This is a genomic window from Desertibaculum subflavum, from assembly GCA_003576705.1.
GTDB classification, from domain to species: Bacteria; Pseudomonadota; Alphaproteobacteria; order Ferrovibrionales; family Ferrovibrionaceae; genus Desertibaculum; species Desertibaculum subflavum.
Genome location: QOZS01000003.1, coordinates 72787 through 90061, shown reverse-complemented (window position 1 = coordinate 90061; position 17275 = coordinate 72787). Strand labels below are relative to the sequence as shown.

The window sequence follows — 17275 nt, the reverse complement described above, 5'->3', positions numbered from 1 at the left end:
TGTGGCGCTGGAATTGACCAAAGCCGGCGCCGCCGCTAGGGTCCGCGCCCATGATCGTCCCGGCCCGCGCCACCCGCTGGTATTTTAGCGCCACCTCATAAGGCGGCGGGGACGATTATGGTTTGAAACCCACGCCGCCGCGGTCCGGCGGCGTCGTTGTTTCAGGGGCTTCCGGTCCGCGAGGGCGGATCAGGACGGAAGCCCGATATGAGTGATCAGACAGACCATCCACCCACCAGCATCCGCCAGGCCAGCATGGCGGATTACCCGCAGCTCTGCCCGCTGTTCGAAGAGCTGGACCGGCATCACCGCGAAGCGCGGCCGGCGCAGTTCCGCGCTCCCGATGGCCCGGCCCGCAGCGAAGGCCTCATCCGCGGCCTGATCGAAGGTCGCGACAGCACCATCCTGGTCGCCTGCCGGCGCGAAGGGCCGGTCGGCCTGGCCGTGCTGATCGAGCGGCAGGTCCCACCCAGCATGGTGCGGCCGCCGCGCCGCATCGTCGAGGTGGACAACCTTGTGGTGACCGTTGTCTGCCGCGGCCAGGGTATCGGCACCGCGCTGCTCCGCGCGGCGGAGACCTGGGCGCGCGAGCGCCGCGCCGAGACGCTGGAACTTGGCGTGCACGAGTTCAATGCCGGGGCGGTCGGCTTCTATCAGAGCTGGGGAATGGAGACCGATCTCCGGCGCATGCGCAAATCGCTCGCCGGTGGGTGGTAGCAGGGCGGGGAGGGCTGCCGGCTATTTGGCCGACAGCACCATCACCATCTGGCGGCCTTCCATCTTCGGGAACTGCTCGACCTTGGAGAGGTCGATCAGCATCTCGCGGACCTTGTTGAGGACCTCCATGCCGATCTCGGTATGGGCGAACTCGCGGCCGCGGAAGCGCATGGTGACCTTCACCTTGTCGCCTTCCTCGAGGAAGGCGCGCATGGCGCGCATCTTCACGTCGAAGTCGTGGTCGTCGATGCCGGGGCGGAGCTTGATCTCCTTGACCTCGATGACCTTCTGCCGCTTGCGCGCCTCGGCGGCCTTCTTCTGGCTCTCGTACTTGAAGCGGCCGAAATCGAGGATCTTGCAGACCGGGGGCGCCGCATTAGGCGAGATCTCGACCAGGTCGAGACCGGCATCGGCTGCCATGGCAAGGGCTTCTCGGGTGGTTACCACGCCCCGGTTTTCGCCGGTGTGGTCGATCAGGCGCACGCTGGGCACGCCGATCTCGTTGTTCACGCGCGGCCCATCTCGGGTGGGCGGTGCGATATTGCCAGGACGCGGGGCTATATGATCCTCCGTTTATTGCCTAGGACGAGGGTACTGCATCAACATAACAGAAGCGTCAGGTACCGGGCACCCGCGCCTCGCTACAAAGTTTAGCCAGGGCGTCGCGCAAGGCAAGGCTCTCCTGGGCATTGGAGCCGAGGCGGCGGATCGACACCGTCTCCTGCTCCGCCTCGCGGGCGCCCACGACGAGCAGCACCGGCACCTTGGCCAGCGAATGCTCGCGCACCTTGTAGGTAATCTTCTCCGGCCCGACATCAAGATCCGCCCGCAGGCCGGCCTCGGTCAGGGCCTGGTGCACCTTGCGGGCATAGGGCTCGGCGTCGGAGGTGATGGTGGTCACCACCGCCTGGACCGGGGCGAGCCAGAGCGGGAACTTGCCCGTGTAGTGCTCGATCAGGATGGCGATGAAGCGCTCGAACGAGCCAAATATTGCCCGGTGCAGCATCACCGGCCGGTGCTTGGCGCCGTCCGGGCCGACATATTCGGCGTCCAGCCGCTCCGGCAGCACGAAATCGACCTGCAGGGTGCCGCATTGCCAGTCGCGGCCGATGGCGTCGCGCAGCACGAATTCCAGCTTCGGGCCGTAGAATGCGCCTTCGCCGGGATTCATCGTGTAGTCGATGCCGGCCGTCTTGCAGGCGGCGTGCAGCGCGCCCTCCATCCGGTCCCACAGCGCGTCGTCGCCGGCCCGGACGGCCGGGCGATCCGAGAACTTCACCTTGAAGTCCTCGAAGCCGAGATCGCGGTAGATGCCGGAGAGCAGCTTGTAGAAGCGCACGCTCTCGGCCTCGATCTGGTCGAAGCTGCAGAAGATATGCGCGTCGTCCTGGGTGAAGTTGCGCACCCGCATGATGCCGTGCAGCGCGCCCGAGGGCTCGAAGCGGTGGCAGGAGCCGAACTCTGCCATGCGCAGCGGCAGGTCGCGATAGCTGCGCAGACCCTGGTTGAAGATCTGCACATGGCAGGGGCAGTTCATCGGTTTCAGCGCGAAGATCCGGCTGGCCGGGTCAGTGACGAATTCCTTCAGGCCTTCCTCGTTCTCCGCGATGTACATGTTCTCGCGGAACTTCTCCCAATGGCCGGAGGCCTCCCAGAGCTTGCGGTCGACCAACTGCGGCGTCTTCACCTCGACATAGCCGTCGCGCTCCAGGCGGCCGCGGATGAAGCGCTCCAGCGCCCGGTACATGGTCCAGCCCTTGGGGTGCCAGAACACCATGCCGGCGGCCTCTTCCTGCTGGTGGAACAGGCCCATCTCCTTGCCGATGCGGCGGTGGTCGCGCTTCTCCTGCTCCTCCAGCAGGGTGAGGTAGGCGTCGAGCTCCTGCTTGCTGCGCCAGGCGGTGCCGTAGACGCGCTGCAGCTGCTGGTTCTTCGCATCACCCCGCCAATAGGCGCCGGAGACGCGCATCAGCTTGAAGGCGACCGGCAGCTTGCCGGTGGAGGGCAGGTGCGGGCCGACGCAGAGGTCCAGCCACTTGCCCTGGCGGTAGATCGAGATCGCCTCGTCGGTCGGGATCTCGTGCACCCACTCGGCCTTGTATTTCTCGCCGAGGTCCTGGAACAGCCGCACGGCTGCGTCGCGGTCCATCTCCTCCCGCGCGATCGGCTCGTCGCGCGCCACGATCTCGCGCATGCGGGCCTCGATCTTCGCCAGGTCCTCTGGCGTGAACGGCTCGTCGCGCACGAAGTCGTAGTAGAAGCCGGTCTCGGTCGACGGGCCGAAGGTGATCTGGGTGCCGGGATAGAGTTCCTGCACCGCCTCGGCCATGACATGCGCCGCGTCGTGGCGGATCAGCTCCAGCACGTCCTGGCTCGGGTCCTTCAGGGTCAGGATCTCGACCTTGGCATCGCCGGCGATCGGGCTCTTCAGGTCCTTCAAGGTGCCGTTGACCCGCAGCGCCAGCGCAGCCTTGGCCAGGCCCGGGCCGATATCGGCCGCGAGCTTGTCACCGGTCACAGGGCCGTCGTAGCGGCGCACCGACCCGTCCGGCAGCGTGATCGCCACGCCCCTTTGAGCCAATTCGGACATATGGAGAACCTCCGAAGCGCGGCACCTTAGGCGGCAAGGTCAAGGTGTCAAGGCGGCCGGGGCCATCGGCATCCGGATATCGGCGATGACCGGCAGGTGGTCCGATGCCTCGCGCGCCGCCCGGTCGGTCCAGCTGCGGATCAGGGCCTCGGCCGGGCGGCAGTAGATCCGGTCCAGCCGGAGCAGCGGCCAGCGGGCGGGGAAGGTGCGGTGCCGGGTGCGGCCCTGCATGACGACGGCGAGCGTGCGCCGGACTGGCCCGCGCCAGCCCCATTCGTTGAAGTCGCCCAGCATCACGGTGGCGGCAGCGCCAGGCTCGGCGATCTTGGCGAGCCTGGCCGCCTGCCGGCGCCGTTCGCCGAAGCGCAGGCCCAGATGCACGGCGGTCAGGTGGAGGGCGCCGTAGGGCGTCTCGATCCAGGTCTCGATGGCGGCGCGCGGCTCGCGCCGGGATTCCGAGAGATCGTGCAGGCGGGTGCGGGTGAACGGCCAGCGGCTGATCACCGCGTGGCCGTAATGGCCGTCCGGCGCGGTGATGGTGCGTGCTTCCGCCGCGTGGCCGCCCAGCGTCTCGGCGAGATAGGCGAGCGGCGCCACCTCCCGGCCGCGGGAATCGAGCTCCTGCAGGGCGACAATATCGGGGTCGTGCCGCCGCAGGATGGCAATAGTGCGGCCCAGGTCGTAGGTGCCGTCGATGCCGCGGCCGGCATGGATGTTCCAGGTGGCAAGCCGGACGATGCCGCGTCGCTCCCTGTCCTCGATCCGCATCCCGGGATCAGCGCCGCCACCGCGCCACCAGCGCCTGCAGACCGAAGGCAAGCCCGATCCAGGCCGCGAGCAGGCCCACCGTCACCGCGACCGCGGGGCCCGACGGGTCTTTCAACACGTCGAAGAAACGCTCGCCCAGCAGCGACATCGCGATCAACCCAGGCGCCAAACCGATCGCCGTGCCGAGCAGATAGTCGAGCAGTGGTACGCGGGCGGCGCCGCCGGCAAGATTCACCACGGTGAACGGCGCGATCGGCGCCAGCCGGATCGCCGCCACCGCCAGCACGCCGCGGGCGACGATGTTGCGCCGGATCCGGTTGATCCTCTGGCCGAACAGCCGCTTCAGCGGCTCGGCGCCGATCGACCTGCCGACCAGATAGCCGAGATAGGCACTGAGCAGCGTGCCGGCGGCGGCGATCGGCAGGCCCGGCCAGGTCCCGAAAGCCGCGGCGGTGCCGGCGATCAGCACGGTCACCGGAAAGGCGATCAAACCCGCGATGACGAACACCAGGATCATGCCGAGCGGTGCCCAGGGCTTGCCGGTGACGCTCGACAGCCAGCCGGTCAGGTTCTCCGGCTTGGCGAGCTCGGCCAGCGGCGTGTACCGCCAGGTCAGCACCACGCCGATGACGATCAGAACGGCGATCGCGCTCTTGAACAGCAGAGAGGTGCGGCCGACCTGCGACGGCCCCTTGTCGAAGGCCGAGAGGTATTCGTGCGCGCCGACCGGGCGGACCGGATCGGCCACGGCGTCGACCGGTACGACCGTCTCGGCATCGCGCAATTCGCCGTCCTCGATCGGGCGCAGCCGGCGCGCTCCACCGTCGACGGCGTCAAGCGCGGCAAACAGCGATCCGGTGCGCATGAGGGCCTCATCGACTTCACCGACGCTGACGCCGCAATGCTCTGCCAGAAGCCGGTTGCGGAAGCCCGCGACGGCGGCGCGCGCCTTGTCGTCCTGCGCGTCGATCGTCAGGTCGCATTCGGTATCGACGCCCATGGAGCGGTTGCAGAGGTTGGCCGAGCCGATGCGGAGCAGTCGGTCGTCCACGACCATGACCTTGGAATGGACCATTACGGGCGTTGCACCGTTACCGTCCGCGACCTCCGGATAGAGCAGGCGCACGCGATCGCCGAAGCCCGCCTCTGCGATCATGTCGCGGAAGCGGATGCGGCCCGCCAGCATGGTGACATGCTCGAGCCAGGTGTGATGCGTTTGCGGCGCCACGATCGCGACTTCGAGCTCCGGCCGTTCGCGCAGCCTGGCGATCAGTCGCTCGGCGATCGGCAGCGCGGTGAGGAACTGGTTCTCGACATAGATCGACCGTTCGGCACTGTCGATCATGTCGAAGAACAGCTGCTCGACCTCGCGGACGGCCGGGGCGCCGTAGCAGGCCGGCATGGTGCGTGCGATGCCGATATCGATGTCGCGCAGCAGCGGCGCTTCGTGTTCCGGCCACGGATCGTCCTCGGCCGCGGGCGCGGCGCGCAAGGCCTGGCAGGTCGCGCGTGCCCAGCGCCGGCGAACCAGATCGCCGAGCGACCGCGCCGCGGCGCCGTCCACCATCATCTGGATGTCGTGGAACGGCGGATAGGGTTCGCGCGCTACGTCGACGCGCAGCGGATTGCCGGGATCGTGGGCCGGCGTGTCCCAGCGGCGGTTGGTCAGGTCCAGGCCGCCGGCGAAGGCCACGGCATCGTCGACCACCACGATCTTCTGGTGGTGCGAGGCGGCGACCGGCAGCACGTCGTCGAGGCAGAACTCCACCTGCGGCGGCGTGCCCCAGCCGAGTGCGAGATTGGGCAGCGGCTCGCGCTCGGCTGCGTAGACCAGGGAATAGTCCCACAGCAGGATGCGGATCGAGAGTTCCGGCCGGCGCTCGACCAGGGCTGTAAGGAAGGCGCCGAGCGGCGCCGGCAGGCCGTCCTCGGATTCCCCGCTCGGGCCGACCAGGGGAGCGCGGCTGTCAATATCCCAGCCCGCGATCAGGATCGATCGCCGCGCGGCCGCCATGGCGGCGCGCACCGCGGCGAAATAGGCCGCCGCATCGACCAGCGGCGCCGCCCGATCGGCCCGGACAAGGCGCCAGACATTGCGTCCAGGCCGGAAGATGGTGCCGTCACCGCGCCAGCGGTGCACGGCGTCGCGCACCTGCCCGCCGATGCTCCACGCCTGCTGATTCATGCCCCGTCTCGATTGCCGTTGTTCCGCCTGGGTTTTCTCGCCCAGGGGCCCCTGGCCCGCCGGGGTAAACGCGCGAGAGGGCGAAAAGTGGCATCGCCCGTCTCTCGCGCTGCGAAAATCGGCTAAGTAGCGGGTGCCTGCTTTGCTCTGGCGGCGGAATTGCAGCAGTTGTTGGGGGTAGACGGGTTCGATGGCCGAATCAGATCTGGATCTCAGCGATCCCGGTATCTACGCGCATTGGTGGACCGACCGGATCCGCTTTGCAGACACCGATGCGTCGCAGCACGTCAACAACGTCGCCTTCGTCGCCTATGTGGAGACCGGCCGTGTCTATTTCTGCAAGCTGGTGCTGGGCGAGGATGCCGTGCAGGGCGAGGGTTACATCGTCGCCCGCATCGCCATCGACTATCTGCGCGAGCTGCACTGGCCAGGCGAGGTGCGCATCGGCGCGGCGGTCACCCGCATCGGCACCAGGTCGTTCACCGTGGCGAACGCGGTGTTCAAGGACGGCGTCTGCGCCGCCACCGCGGAATCGGTCGTCGTGTTCCGCCGCAACGGCAAGTCGGCGCCGATCGAAGGCCAGCGGCGCGAGCGCCTGCTCGCCGCCATGCCGCCGGCCCTCAGTGGAAAAACGTCAGCAGGGTGAAGCGCCGGCCGGAGCGGCAGGGATAGACTTCGTGCAGCAGGTTGCACGAGAAAATGACCGCGCCGCCGGCCTCCGGGCGATAGATCTGCCGGCCGTATTCCGGGAAGTTCAGCTCGCAGCCGGTATATTCGTCGTTCAGGTTGATGCTGCAGGCGAACAGCCGCGGGTCCTTCGGGTCGCCGACCTCGTCGCGGTGCGGCCCGAACGCGCCCTGGTTGCTCGCGTCGTAGCAGCCGATGCGCAAGGTCTGATACGCCTTGATCGGCGCATGGAAGGCCTTGACCATCTCCGGTACCAGGCGGGCGAGGAACAGGTCGCGGATTTCCAGGTTGAGCGGCTCGCTCTCCTCGATCAGCACGTCGGCGCGCCGCTTGATGCCTTCGCGCGCCGCGCTCTCATAGGTGGGATCGCCGATACCCTGGATGGCGACTTCGTTGAGCCGCTTGCGCCCCTTGTCCCACACTTCGATCAGGCGCTTGCACATCGCCGCATCGAACACGCCGGCCACCAGCAGGATCGGCGCCTGGGCGCGGATCAGCTCCGGCCGCGTCGCCTCGTAGAGCTTCCGCGCCAGGGGCAAAGCCTGCATCGCCGGCCGCGCGCCGCCCGGGCGGAAGAGCGCGCCGAGCCGGCCGTTCGGCTCGATCACTGCCACCGCCAGCGCGCGCTCGTCGCGCGGCAATTCCAGATGGTCGAGCAGCGCGCCGGTCGCATCGGCCCAGATCTCGAACGGCAGCTTGCGCTGGGCCGCCAGCGCTGCGTTGGCTTCGGGCGGCTGCTGCGACAGGCCGAGCACGATGGTGTCCGCCTCGGCGAAGCGCGGGTACAGGTCGCGCAGCTTGTCCAACTCCTGCGCGATGCTGGAATGGCCGGCGCGGCGGAACAGGCAGAGCACGATCGGGTGCCCGGCGATGCGCTGCTCCGACAGCATGCGCTGCACGCCGCCGGGCCCGAGCAGGATCGTCTGTGGTACGAGGTCGCCGACCTTCATCGCGTGCGATATAGCTCATCGTTTTGCGGGGCGCGGACGCTAACATGGGGTATCCGCCCGCTCAATCGGGCGCGGCGCGACGTCGCTGCCGTACCGAGTTTCCGTGGAGATATCGATGCCGGATCAAAATCCCCTGCCGCTTTCGGGGCTCAGGGTGCTCGAATTCAGCCATGCGATCATGGGGCCGTCCGCCGGCCTGATCCTGGCCGATATGGGCGCCGACGTGATCAAGATCGAGCCGGCACCGGAGGGCGACCACACCCGCCGGCTGCCGGGCTTCGCCGCCGGCTTCTACGGCCTGTTCAACCGCAACAAGCGCGCGCTGGCGGTCGACCTGAAGAGCGAGAAGGGCCGGGCACTCGTGCATCGCCTGGCCGAGACGGCGGACGTGGCGCTGGAGAATTTCGGCCCCGGCACGATGGACCGTCTCGGCTGCGGCTACGCGGATTTCTCGGCCAGGAACCCGCGCATCATCTATTGCGCGCTGAAGGGATTTCTTTCGGGCCCGTACGAGAAGCGCACAGCGCTCGACGAGGTGGTGCAGTACATGGCGGGCCTCGCCTACATGACCGGCCCGCCCGGCCGGCCGCTCCGCGCCGGCACCTCGATCGTCGACATCCTGGGCGGCACCTTCGCCGTGGTCGGCATCCTGGCCGCCTTGCGCGAGCGCGACCGCACCGGCAAGGGGCAGATGGTGAAGAGTGCGCTTTACGAGGCGGCGGTGCTTTTGATGGGCCAGCACATGGCGGGCATGGCGGCGACCGGCGAGCCCGGCCTGCCGATGCCGGCGCGCAAGGGCGCCTGGGGCGTCTATCACACCTTCCCGAGCAAGGATGGCGAGCGCGTCTTCATCGGCATCACCTCGAACCAGCAATGGGAGCGGTTCTGCGGCGCGGTGCAGCGACCCGATTTGCTGGCCGATCCGCGCCTGAAGAGCAATGCCGATCGCGTCGCCGCGCAGGAATGGCTGCTGCCGGAGATCGAGAAAATCGCTGAGACCTATGCGAAGCCGGATCTGCTGGCGCTCTGCCAGAGCATTGGCATCCCGTTCTCGCCGGTCTCGCGCCCCGAGGACCTGTTCGACGATCCGCAGCTGCAGGGGCCGCACGGCCTGCTCGACGTCACCTTGCCGGGCGGTATCAAGACCAAGCTGCCGCGCCTGCCGATCGAGCTCGACGGCCACAATTTCGGTCTGCGGCGCAACGCGCCGGATGTCGGTGCCGACGGCCGCGACGTGCTGAAGGATGCCGGCTACGGTGCGGCCGAGATCGCCGCGCTGGAGCGCGACGGCGTCATCGTGGTGAAGGCTTAGCGGCGACCGGCGCCTCGTCCTCGGCCTTGTCGTCGCCGATCGGATCGAGCCGCCAGAGCAGTAGCGACAGGATGGCGATGGGGATGCCGACCGCGGCGGTCATAGTGAAGAAGGTCGGATAGCCATAGGCTTCCACGATGAAGCCGGATGTGCCGCCGACGAATTTGCCGGGCAGGGCGTAGAGCGAGCTCAAGAGCGCGTATTGCGTCGCCACGACGGTCGCCGCCGTCAATCCGGACATATAGGCGATCAGCGCCGTGCCGGCGAAGCCGGCCGAGAAATTGTCGATGCTGATGGCGAGCGTCAGCAGCTCGATGCTGTGGCCTTCGCTGGCGAGCCAGGCGAACATCAGGTTCGAGGCGGCGCCGACGATGCCGCCGAACAGCACGCAGGGCATCAGCCCGATCCGCGTCACCGCGATGCCGCCGGCAAAGGCGCCGAGCATGCCGATCCACACGCCATAGATCTTGGAGACGCTGGCGATCTCCGACAGCGTGAACTTCAGGTCGATATAGAGCGGGTTCGCCATCACGCCGGCGACGAAATCCGGCACGCGGTAGAGCACGATCAGGCCGAGGATCGGCACCACGATCCATCGCTTGCGCCGCCAAAGGTCGAGGAACGGCTCGATCACCGCATCGACGAACGAAAACAGCTTGTCGCCGTCGGGCCGAGCCGGAGCGGGGTCGGTGCGCGGCACCAGCAGCGTCGTCACCATGCCGAGCGCCATGAGCGCCGCCATGGCGAGGTAGGCGGTACGCCAGTCGATGAAATCCGCGATGTAGAGCGCGCCGGCGCCGGAGCAGATCAGCGCCAGCCGATATCCCAGCTGATAGACCGCGGCCATGACGCCTTGGCGCGAGGTCGGCGCCGCATCGATGCGCCAGGCATCGACCACCACGTCCTGGGTCGCCGAGGCGAAGGCGACAAGCAGGGCGCCGGCGACCGTGGCGAGCAAGAGGTCGCGCGGATCGGAGAATGCGATGGCGCAGAGTCCGATCGCCACACCAACCTGCGCCGCCAGCATCCAGGCCCGCCGCCGGCCGAGTCGCGGCGCCAGCCAGGGAATGTCCACTCGGTCGATCAGCGGCGACCAGACGAACTTGAAGGAGTAGGCGAGGCCGACCCAGCTCAGCATGCCGATCTCGGCCCGGGCGACGCCCTCCTGCCGGAGCCATGCCGACAGCGTTCCGAACACCAGCAGGAAGGGCAGGCCGGCGCTGAAGCCGAGCGCCAGCATCAGCGCGAGCCGCGGATCGGCGGCGAGTTCGGCGAGGGTCGAGCGGCGGTCGCGGGACGGACTCACGCCTGGGATACCGGGTCATCTTGCGGGGGCCGGGCCAAGGTGCGGCGATTCGCGCCCTCGGACAAGCTGGCGGCCGGGTCGGCGCGCTCAGCTTTAATGTTGCCTATTGGTTGCAGACGGCAGCGAGTCTCTACAATGCCGCGCACAGCTGGGCCTTGATTTGACCCTCCCTGCCCCCTTACCTAGAATGTTACCAATGCGTTGCAGTCTGCCCGACGGTCCGGCAAGCGCGGCGTCATGGCGTCGACATCGGACTGTCACTTGCCCGACATGAACCGGAACGAGAGTGGGTCCTCAATGACTGGTAGCATCGCCCAATCTCGCATACACGATCCGGTTCCGGCCGGCTTTGGGTGGCGGATGATGGCGTCGGGCATGAACCTCGAAGTTCGCCTGACGCGCGACCCCGAAGATATCGCGGCGGCGCAGGCCCTGCGCTATCACGTCTTCTACGAAGAGATGAGCGCGCAGCCGACCCCGGCCATGGCCGCGGCGAAGCGCGATTTCGACGAGTTCGACGCCGATTGTGACCATCTGCTGGTGGTCGATCACACCCAGCCGCCCGGCCGCACGGTGGTCGGCACCTACCGCCTGCTGCCGCAAGCGGTGGCGGAACGGCGCGGCGGCTTCTACTCGGCGAGCGAGTACGACCTGTCCCGCTTCCTCGGCCGCTTCGCGCCGATCGGCGGGCTGCTCGAACTCGGCCGCTCCTGTGTCCGCGCCGAATACCGCACCACCGGTACCATCCAGCTGCTCTGGCGGGCCATCGTCACCTATCTCGCTGAGATGCGGATCACCCACATGTTCGGCTGCGCCTCGCTGCCGGGCACCGATCCGGCGAAGCTCGCCCTGCCGCTCTCCTATCTCCACCACCACCACCTGGCGCCGGAAGACATCCGGGTGCGCGCGCTGCCGCACCGCCATGTCGAGATGAACATGATGCAGGTGGACGAGGTGTCGCTGCGCCGCGCCCTGCATCAGCTGCCGCCGCTGGTGAAGGGTTATCTCCGGCTCGGCTGCTATGTCGGCGACGGCGCGGTCGTGGACCACCAGTTCGGCACGACGGACGTCTTCATCCTGCTGCCGGTCGGCCGCATCGCCGGCCGCTATTTCAGCCATTTCGAACGCGGCGACGCGATGATGGCGCTGGTCTGAGGCCGCGCCCATGCCCGCCTATGTCATCGCCCATGTCGACGTCACCGATCCGCAGGCCTACGAGGGCTATCGCTCTCAGGTGATGGCGACCGTCACCGCGCATGGCGGTAAGTTCCTGGTGCGCGGCGGCACGGTCGAGCGCGTCGAGGGCAATATGGACTGGAAGCGCATCGTGGTGCTGGAATTCGCCGACAAGGCGGCCGCCTGGCGCTGGTACAACAGCCCGGAATACCAGCGCATCCTCAAGATCCGCCAGAGCGCCAGTCGCGGCGACGTCATCCTGGTGGACGGCGCGCCCCCGGCCTGAGATCGGCGGCTTGGCGTTGGCCGCCTTGCCCGCGAAGGCGTTGCGTCTGATACTCGCGGCCAACGAAACCAAGATTTGAGGAAACGTTCATGACCGCGCCCGAGGCGGCCCCGTTGCCGTCCGCGACCGTTCTGCTGCTGCGCGACGCGGCCGACGGGCTGGAAGTCTTCATGGTGAAGCGCCACCACCAGATCGACTTCGCCTCCGGCGCGCTGGTCTTCCCCGGCGGCAAGCTCGAGAAATCCGATGCCGATCCGGCGCTGCGCGCGATGACCACCGGCGGCGAGGGCCTCGACGACCTGACACTCTCGCTCCGCATCGCCGCGATCCGTGAGTCGTTCGAGGAATGCGGCATCCTGCTGGCGCGACCGAAGGGCTCGTCGGCGCTGCTCGCCGGCGCCGAGGCCGAGGCCGTGGAAAGCCGCTGGCGCGCGAAGCTCAACGCCAACACCGCGACCATGACGGAGATGGCTGCCGCCGAGGGGCTCTCCCTCGCCGTCGATACGATGGTGCCCTTCGCGCATTGGATCACGCCGGTCGGCCTGCCCAAGCGCTTCGACACGCATTTCTTCGTGGCCGCCACGCCGCCCGACCAGCTCGCCGGCCATGATGGCCGCGAATCGGTGGACTCGGTCTGGATCTCGCCGGCCAAGGCAGTCTCGGAAGCGGATGCGGGCCGGGTCACCCTGGTCTTCGCCACCCGCATGAACCTGGTCAAGCTCGGCCGCAGCGCCACCACGGCGGCGGCGCTGGCCGCGGCGCGCGGCGACAAGGTCGTCACCGTGATGCCGGTGGTGACCAAGACCGAGAAGGGCCGAGTGCTGCGCATCCCGATCGAGGCGGGCTACGGCGCTGCCGAGTTCAATGTCGAGGGCCAGCCCAGGCCTTGACCGGGCGAGCCGGCGGCCCCCGGGCCTTTATGCTTTGTTAACCAACGTGAATGCATTCTCGCGCCTCGCATAGAGGTCGAGGATCCCGCTCCATGAGTCTGCCCACGGCGGCCGCACGTCCCGATCCGACCAAGATCTCGGCCGGCGGCTATGCCATCGATTCCAAGGTGGTGAGCGGCATCCGCCGGGCCAGCGCAGCGACCGGCATCGATTTCGGCTACCTGATGGCGCAGGCGGCGCAGGAGAGCGGCTTTCGCACCGATGCGCGCGCCAGCACCTCCTCGGCGGCCGGCCTCTACCAGTTCATCGAATCGACCTGGCTCGCCATGGTGCGCGACCACGGCGCCAAGCACGGCGCGGGCGAGCTGGCGAAGCAGATCGAGACCGGCCCGAACGGCGAGGCCCGCGTCGCCGACCCGGCGCTCAAGGCCCGCATCCTGGAGCTGCGCGACGACGCCCGGCTCAACGCCGCGCTCGGCGCCGAATACGCCCGCGGCAACAAGGCAACGCTCGAGGGCGCGCTCGGCCGCCAGGCCGCCGCGTCGGATCTCTATCTCGCGCATTTCCTGGGTCCCCAGGGCGCGGTACAGCTGCTGCAGGCGATCGAGCAGAACGGCAGCCGCGCCGCGGCCGAGCTGCTGCCCAAGGCGGCGGCGGCCAATCCGTCGATCTTCTACGACGCCGAAGGCAATCCGCGCACGGTGCGCGAGCTGCAGCGCCTGCTCGGCGACAAGATCGAGCGCAAGACCGATGCCTTCGCCGGCCTCGGCAAGGACGCCGCGATGTCGAGCTATTTCGCCGGCACCACGCCGCGCGCCGGCAGCGCGGTGGCCGGTGCCTTCGGCCTGCCCAAGCTCTCGGTCCTCTCGGTGCTGGCGCTGTCGGCCTACGAGCTCTTGACCGCCAAGCAGGAAGAGCACAACAGGCGCACCTGAAGGCGCTATCCTCCTCCCGACGACAAAGTCGGGAGGAAACAATGAGACTCAAGGACAGACGGGCGATCGTCACCGGCGCGGCCTCCGGCATCGGCCGGGCGAGCGCGCAGCTCTTCGCCGAGCAGGGCGCCCGCGTGCTGGCGGTGGACCGGCCGGGCACCGATCTCGACGGCACCAAGGGCAATCGCGAGTCGATCGTCACCCATCCCGCCGACATCACCGCGAAAGGCGCGCCGCAGGCGATCGTCGCCGCGGCGGTGAAGGCGTTCGGCGGCCTCGACATTCTGTTCAACAATGCCGGCGTCTCCGGCCGCGCCTTCGTCGAGGAGATGACGGAGGAGGAGTGGGACCGCGTCAACGGCGTCAATGTGCGGGCGCAGTTCCTGCTGGCGCGCGAGGCGATCCCGCATCTGAAGAGCTCGCCGGCGCCGCGCATCATCAACACCGCGTCGGTAATGGCGGAGGCGACCGATTTCGGCCTCGCCGCCTATTGCGCCTCCAAGGCCGGGGTCGCCGGGCTGACCCGCACCTTGGCGCTGGAGCTCGGCAAGTTCGGCATCACCGCGAACTACATCGAGCCCGGCGCGATCCAGACCGGCATGACGGCGAAGAATTTCGCCGATCCCACCATCGCCGGCGTGTGGGCAAAGAAATCGCCGCTGCGGCGCCTCGGCCAGCCGATCGACATCGCCCGCGGCGCGCTGTTCCTCGCCTCCGACGACGGCGGCTTCGTCACCGGCCACGGCCTCCGCGTGGACGGCGGGTTGATGCTGCGCTGCTGAAGCTCAGCGGCCTTTGAACGCCGCCTTGCGCTTGCCCATGAAGGCCTCGACGCCTTCGGCGAAGTCCTCGCTGGCGAAGGCCATGGCCTGGGCCATCGCCTCGCCTTCGAGGAAGCTTTCCAGCGTGTCGTCGTAGGCGCGCTTCATCAGCGTCTTGGTCAGGCCGAGCGACCACGGGCCGTCGGCGAGCTGGGCGGCGAGCTTCATCGCTTCGGCCTGCAGCTCCTGCGCCGGCACCACGCGGTTCACCAGCCCCATCGCCGCCGCCTCCGGCGGCAGCACCTGGCGGTTGGTCAGCAGCATCTCCTTGGCGCGCAGGAAGCCGACCGCGCGCGGCAGGGTATAGGCAAGCCCGAGATCGGGCACGGCGCCGAGCGCGGGGAAGCCGGCGCGGAATGTCGCCGCGTCGGAGGCGATGACGATATCGGCCATCAGCATCAATGAGAGCCCGGCGCCCGCCACCGCGCCGTTCACCATGGCGACCACCGGCTTCTCGTGCTCGAGCAGCATCCGCGTCCAATCGTGCCCGCGGGCCACCCGCTCGCGCACCGCGAGCGGCGCGCGTTGGCCCTGGCCCATGCTGCGGATGTCGCCGCCGGCGCAGAACGCCTTGCCCTCGCCGGTGATGACGAGGCAGCGCACTTCCGCATCCCTCAGCATGGCCGGGATGTGCTGGTCGAGGCCCGCCTTGATGCCGCCCGACAGCGCGTTCATCGATTTCGGCTCGTTCAGCTGGATCAGGCCGACACGCCCGTCGCGCCGGGCGATCACCGATGGCTGCTCCATGTTCCCTCCGTTTTTTCGTTTCCGGCCGGCAGGTTAGCGCATGGCACCGATGCGGCGCTATTGATTGACCGCTAACCAATCGCCCGTACACTGCCAGGAACCGAGTTCCCGTCAAAGGTGACCTGCCCATGCCGCTGTCGCCGCCCGCGAAGCGACGCCATCTGCACACGCGCCGTGTCGAATGCTTCGGCTATCTGCGCGAGGACGGCCTGTTCGACATCGAAGGCCATATCGTCGACACCAAGACCTATGACTGCACCGACATGGAGGACGTGACGCCGGCAGGCGATGCGATCCACGACATGTGGCTGCGCCTGACGCTCGACAAGGAATTCGTCATCCGCGATGTCGATGCCGCGATGGATGCGCGGCCCTACACCACCTGCCCGCAGGTGCTGCCCGACATGCGCTCGCTGATCGGGCTCCGCATCGGCCCGGGCTTCAAGCGCCAGGTGAAGGAGCGCATCGGCGGCGTCAAGGGCTGTACCCACCTGGTGGAGCTGGTCGGCCCGGTCGCCACCGTCGCCTTCCAGACCATGGCCTCCGACATCGTGTCGGAGGACGGCGAGAAGACGCGGCGCGAGCCGACGGCGCCGCATTTCATCGGCGGCTGCCATTCCTGGCGCAGCGACGGCCCGCAAGTCGAGAAGCGCTTCCCGCAATTCTTCACCGGCTCACCGTCGCGGCGCAGCGCCTAGCCAGGCGGCGAGAAAGCCGAGCGCCAGGGTCGCCGCCATCAGGATGGCGAGTGGCAGCGAGGTGTTCGCCTCGAGCGTGCCGATCAGAAAGGTCGTCACCGCAGCCGACAGCATCTGCACCATGCCGAGCAGGCCGGCGGCGGAGCCGGCGAGGCGCGGATTGGTCGCCACCGCGCCGGCGGTGGCGTTCGGCTGGCACAGCCCGTTGCCGAGCGCGATCAGCGCCATCGGCAGGAACAGTGCGAGCGGGTGCAGCACGCCGAACAGCGCAAATGCCAGCATGACGAGCCCGGCCGGAAAGTTGACCGCCACGCCGATGCGCAGCATGCGGTCAAGGCCGAGCCGCTGGGTCAGCCGCCCGGTCAGCACATTGCCGCTCATGAAGGTGATGGAGATGAGAATGAACCAGAAGCCGTATTCGTCGGCCGATCGCCCCATCACGTCGACCATCAGATGCGGCACGCCGCCGACGAAGGCGAAGAAGGCGCCGGACGTGAAGGTGACGACCAGCGTATAGGCGATGAAGCGCCGATTGCCGAGCAGCTCGTGGTAATTGCCGAGGATGGCGCGCGGCGAGATGCTGGCGATGCGGCGGAAATTGGTCTCGGGCGCCGCTGCCGCGGTCCAGCCGAGCAGGCCGACGAAGAACACCAGCATCAGCACGAACACGGCGCGCCAGCCGAAATGCACGTCCAGCACGCCGCCGATCGCCGGCCCGATGGTCGTGACCACGGCCAGGCCCGCGGTGAGATAGCCGAGCACGCTCGCCGCTTTCTCGCGCCCGAACACGTCGCCCACCATGGCGCGGCCGACCACCATGCCGGTGCAGGCGCCCACCGCCTGGACCAGGCGGCCGAGCACCAGGACCTCGATGCTCGGTGCAAGCAGGCAGAGCACGCTGCCGGCGGTCGCCACCGAGAGCCCGATCAGCAGCACCGGCCGCCGGCCGAACTTGTCGGAGAGCGGCCCGATCACCGGCTGGCCGATGCCGACGCCGAGCAGAAACAGGGTGAGCGCCAGCTGTGCCATCGCCGCCGTGGTGTCGAAATGCCGGACCAGGCCCGGAATCGACGGCACGAAGGCGTTCATGCTGAACGATACCGTCGCCACCATGGCGACCAGCAGGGCGACGGAGGGCGGGCGCGGCGGCACGGCTGCCGTGCTCGAATCGGAAGGAATGGACATGAGCGGCGTGATAAAACCACGC

The 17275-nt window shown here is 68.3% G+C and carries 17 protein-coding genes; 9 read left to right on the top strand and 8 right to left on the bottom strand.

Annotated features, from left to right (window positions below; genetic code table 11):
* Positions 1-207: 207 nt before the first annotated feature.
* On the top strand, positions 208-717 hold the full coding sequence (locus DT074_RS02565; RefSeq protein ID WP_119418233.1) for a GNAT family N-acetyltransferase: 510 nt from the start codon (positions 208-210) through the stop codon (positions 715-717).
* A gap of 21 nt (positions 718-738) precedes the next feature.
* Here DT074_RS02565 and infC read toward each other — a convergent pair whose 3' ends face one another.
* The 4 genes from infC to DT074_RS02545 all read right to left on the bottom strand — a co-directional run bounded on the left by infC (position 739) and on the right by DT074_RS02545 (position 6260).
* The gene (gene infC, locus DT074_RS02560; protein WP_368744388.1) at positions 739-1227 is read right to left on the bottom strand and encodes a translation initiation factor IF-3; all 489 of its coding nucleotides are present in this window, start codon (positions 1225-1227) and stop codon (positions 739-741) included.
* A gap of 106 nt (positions 1228-1333) precedes the next feature.
* Positions 1334-3307, bottom strand: a complete 1974-nt coding sequence (gene thrS, locus DT074_RS02555) for a threonine--tRNA ligase (protein WP_119418231.1) — start codon at positions 3305-3307, stop codon at positions 1334-1336.
* A gap of 39 nt (positions 3308-3346) precedes the next feature.
* Entirely contained in the window at positions 3347-4075 is a 729-nt protein-coding gene (locus tag DT074_RS02550) for an endonuclease/exonuclease/phosphatase family protein (protein ID WP_119418230.1), read from the bottom strand.
* Between the two features lie 7 nt (positions 4076-4082).
* Positions 4083-6260, bottom strand: a complete 2178-nt coding sequence (locus DT074_RS02545) for a VTT domain-containing protein (RefSeq protein ID WP_119418229.1) — start codon at positions 6258-6260, stop codon at positions 4083-4085.
* A 190-nt stretch (positions 6261-6450) separates the two neighbouring features.
* On the opposite strand from DT074_RS02545, the gene DT074_RS02540 reads away from it, so the two are divergent.
* A complete protein-coding gene (locus DT074_RS02540; RefSeq protein ID WP_119418228.1) occupies positions 6451-6906 on the top strand; it encodes an acyl-CoA thioesterase in 456 nt (151 codons plus the stop codon).
* Here DT074_RS02540 and DT074_RS02535 read toward each other — a convergent pair.
* On the bottom strand, positions 6881-7897 hold the full coding sequence (locus DT074_RS02535; protein ID WP_119418227.1) for a redoxin domain-containing protein: 1017 nt from the start codon (positions 7895-7897) through the stop codon (positions 6881-6883). The two genes, DT074_RS02540 and DT074_RS02535, sit on opposite strands and share 26 nt — an antisense overlap.
* Positions 7898-8012: 115 nt before the next feature.
* Here DT074_RS02535 and DT074_RS02530 point away from each other — a divergent pair, with 115 nt between their 5' ends.
* Entirely contained in the window at positions 8013-9209 is a 1197-nt protein-coding gene (locus DT074_RS02530) for a CaiB/BaiF CoA transferase family protein (RefSeq protein WP_119418226.1), read from the top strand.
* Here DT074_RS02530 and DT074_RS02525 read toward each other — a convergent pair.
* Positions 9190-10515: an AmpG family muropeptide MFS transporter gene (locus DT074_RS02525; protein ID WP_368744387.1), complete on the bottom strand. Its 1326-nt coding sequence runs from the start codon at positions 10513-10515 to the stop codon at positions 9190-9192. The two genes, DT074_RS02530 and DT074_RS02525, sit on opposite strands and share 20 nt — an antisense overlap.
* 375 nt (positions 10516-10890) lie before the next feature.
* Here DT074_RS02525 and DT074_RS02520 point away from each other — a divergent pair, with 375 nt between their 5' ends.
* From DT074_RS02520 to DT074_RS02500, 5 genes are all read left to right on the top strand, one after another.
* A complete protein-coding gene (locus tag DT074_RS02520; RefSeq protein ID WP_368744386.1) occupies positions 10891-11670 on the top strand; it encodes a GNAT family N-acetyltransferase in 780 nt (259 codons plus the stop codon).
* Between the two features lie 10 nt (positions 11671-11680).
* Positions 11681-11977, top strand: a complete 297-nt coding sequence (locus tag DT074_RS02515; RefSeq protein WP_119418224.1) for a DUF1330 domain-containing protein — start codon at positions 11681-11683, stop codon at positions 11975-11977.
* A gap of 89 nt (positions 11978-12066) precedes the next feature.
* On the top strand, positions 12067-12867 hold the full coding sequence (locus DT074_RS02510) for an NUDIX hydrolase (RefSeq protein ID WP_119418223.1): 801 nt from the start codon (positions 12067-12069) through the stop codon (positions 12865-12867).
* 92 nt (positions 12868-12959) lie between these two features.
* The gene (locus DT074_RS02505) at positions 12960-13802 is read left to right on the top strand and encodes a transglycosylase SLT domain-containing protein (protein ID WP_162914571.1); all 843 of its coding nucleotides are present in this window, start codon (positions 12960-12962) and stop codon (positions 13800-13802) included.
* A 41-nt stretch (positions 13803-13843) separates the two neighbouring features.
* Positions 13844-14584, top strand: coding sequence for an SDR family NAD(P)-dependent oxidoreductase (locus DT074_RS02500; protein WP_119418221.1), 741 nt, complete (start codon positions 13844-13846; stop codon positions 14582-14584).
* Positions 14585-14587: 3 nt separating this feature from the next.
* On the opposite strand, the gene DT074_RS02495 is transcribed toward DT074_RS02500, so the two are convergent.
* On the bottom strand, positions 14588-15370 hold the full coding sequence (locus DT074_RS02495) for an enoyl-CoA hydratase/isomerase family protein (protein ID WP_119418220.1): 783 nt from the start codon (positions 15368-15370) through the stop codon (positions 14588-14590).
* A gap of 128 nt (positions 15371-15498) precedes the next feature.
* Between DT074_RS02495 and DT074_RS02490 the strand changes: the two genes are divergently transcribed.
* Positions 15499-16068, top strand: coding sequence for a DUF2889 domain-containing protein (locus DT074_RS02490; RefSeq protein WP_119418219.1), 570 nt, complete (start codon positions 15499-15501; stop codon positions 16066-16068).
* Here the strand turns inward: DT074_RS02490 and DT074_RS02485 are convergent.
* On the bottom strand, positions 16045-17253 hold the full coding sequence (locus tag DT074_RS02485; protein WP_119418218.1) for a multidrug effflux MFS transporter: 1209 nt from the start codon (positions 17251-17253) through the stop codon (positions 16045-16047). The genes DT074_RS02490 and DT074_RS02485 overlap by 24 nt on opposite strands.
* Positions 17254-17275: the final 22 nt, after the last annotated feature.

Excerpts from the sequence above, each read along its gene's own strand:
- DT074_RS02520 (WP_368744386.1), top strand. The coding sequence starts at position 10,891 with ATGAACCTCGAAGTTCGCCTGACGCGCGACCCCGAAGATATCGCGGCG.
- DT074_RS02495 (WP_119418220.1), bottom strand. The coding sequence starts at position 15,370 with ATGGAGCAGCCATCGGTGATCGCCCGGCGCGACGGGCGTGTCGGCCTG.
- DT074_RS02490 (WP_119418219.1), top strand. The coding sequence starts at position 15,499 with ATGCCGCTGTCGCCGCCCGCGAAGCGACGCCATCTGCACACGCGCCGT.
- DT074_RS02565 (WP_119418233.1), top strand. The coding sequence starts at position 208 with ATGAGTGATCAGACAGACCATCCACCCACCAGCATCCGCCAGGCCAGC.
- DT074_RS02540 (WP_119418228.1), top strand. The coding sequence starts at position 6,451 with ATGGCCGAATCAGATCTGGATCTCAGCGATCCCGGTATCTACGCGCAT.
- DT074_RS02535 (WP_119418227.1), bottom strand. The coding sequence starts at position 7,897 with ATGAAGGTCGGCGACCTCGTACCACAGACGATCCTGCTCGGGCCCGGC.
- DT074_RS02485 (WP_119418218.1), bottom strand. The coding sequence starts at position 17,253 with ATGTCCATTCCTTCCGATTCGAGCACGGCAGCCGTGCCGCCGCGCCCG.
- DT074_RS02505 (WP_162914571.1), top strand. The coding sequence starts at position 12,960 with ATGAGTCTGCCCACGGCGGCCGCACGTCCCGATCCGACCAAGATCTCG.
- DT074_RS02530 (WP_119418226.1), top strand. The coding sequence starts at position 8,013 with ATGCCGGATCAAAATCCCCTGCCGCTTTCGGGGCTCAGGGTGCTCGAA.
- DT074_RS02510 (WP_119418223.1), top strand. The coding sequence starts at position 12,067 with ATGACCGCGCCCGAGGCGGCCCCGTTGCCGTCCGCGACCGTTCTGCTG.
- DT074_RS02500 (WP_119418221.1), top strand. The coding sequence starts at position 13,844 with ATGAGACTCAAGGACAGACGGGCGATCGTCACCGGCGCGGCCTCCGGC.
- thrS (WP_119418231.1), bottom strand. The coding sequence starts at position 3,307 with ATGTCCGAATTGGCTCAAAGGGGCGTGGCGATCACGCTGCCGGACGGG.
- DT074_RS02545 (WP_119418229.1), bottom strand. The coding sequence starts at position 6,260 with ATGAATCAGCAGGCGTGGAGCATCGGCGGGCAGGTGCGCGACGCCGTG.
- DT074_RS02515 (WP_119418224.1), top strand. The coding sequence starts at position 11,681 with ATGCCCGCCTATGTCATCGCCCATGTCGACGTCACCGATCCGCAGGCC.
- DT074_RS02550 (WP_119418230.1), bottom strand. The coding sequence starts at position 4,075 with ATGCGGATCGAGGACAGGGAGCGACGCGGCATCGTCCGGCTTGCCACC.